The sequence below is a fragment of the Streptomyces sp. NPDC059900 genome (genome assembly GCF_050270335.1).
GTDB lineage: Bacteria > Actinomycetota > Actinomycetes > Streptomycetales > Streptomycetaceae > Streptomyces.
The window spans coordinates 1-1,195 of record NZ_JBNNJZ010001132.1 but is presented as its reverse complement, the minus strand read 5'-3'; the positions used below and the strand labels follow the sequence as shown (position 1 = coordinate 1,195).

Below are 1,195 nucleotides of genomic sequence, written 5' to 3'. Positions count from 1 at the left end.
GCGCCCAGCGGTCGCCCGGCGGCCGTCGTCCGCGCGACGTCCACCCAAGACGTCGCCGACACGGTCCGCGCCTGTATCCGTCACCGCACCCCCGTCGTCGCCCGCGGCGCGGGCACCGGCCTTTCCGGCGGCGCCAACTCCGGTGACGGCCACGTGGTCGTGGCGCTCGAGGCCATGGACCGGATCGTCGACGTGAACCCCCTGGAGCGGTTCGCGGTCGTCCAGCCCGGCGTGATCAACGACCATCTGCGGGAGCGGGCCGCCCAGCACGGGCTCTGGTACCCGCCCGACCCGGCGAGCTCCCCGTGGTCGACCATCGGCGGCAATGTGGCCACCAACGCCGGCGGGGTCTGCTGCGTCAAGTACGGCGTCACCGGTGACTACGTCCTGGCCCTGGAGATGGTCAACGGCCTCGGTGAGATCGTGCGGCTCGGCCGGCGTACCGCGAAGGGCGTCGCCGGATACGACCTGACGGGGCTTGTCGTCGGCTCGGAGGGAACGCTCGGCATCATCACGGAGGTGACCGTCCGCCTGCGGCCCCTGCCGCCGGCCGCGCTCACGGTCGCCGGCCACTTCGGCTCCGTCGTCGACGCGGGCGCCGCCGTACGCGCCGTCGCCGCGGCGGGACTCACCCCCTCGGCACTGGAACTGATCGACCGGCACTGCCTGCGGGCCGTGGACGCGTGGAAGAACATGGGCCTCTCGCTCGACGCCGACGTGGTGCTCCTCGGCCGGATCGACGAGCCGGGCGAGACCGGCGCCGCGCAGGCCGAGCGCATGGTCGAGTGCTTCCGCGGGGCAGGGGCCTCCTGGGCCGAGCGGTCCACCGACGAACACGAGGCCGACGCCCTGTTCGCGGCCCGCAGGCTCGCCTATCCCGCCCTCGAACGCCTGGGCCCGGTCCTGACCGAGGACGTCTGCGTGCCCAAGGAGCACATTCCCGAGATGCTGGGCCGCATCGAGAAGACCGCGGGCCGGCACGACATCCTCATCGCCAACATCGCGCACGTCGGCGACGGCAACCTGCACCCCCTGCTGATCACCCAGCCCGGTGACGACGCCGCACGCGCCCGCGCCCAGGCGGCCTTCGACGAGATCATCGCCGACGCCATCGCCCTGGGCGGCACGGTGACCGGCGAACACGGCGTGGGCCTGCTCAAGCGTCCGGGGCTCGCCGCGGAGATCACGCCGGAGG

At 73.6% G+C, this 1,195-nt stretch carries 1 protein-coding gene; it reads left to right on the top strand.

The genetic code is table 11. From position 1 onward, the window contains the following. A partial coding sequence (locus ACQKIP_RS47840; RefSeq protein ID WP_427745912.1) for an FAD-binding oxidoreductase occupies positions 1 to 1,195 on the top strand: 1,195 nt, incomplete at both ends.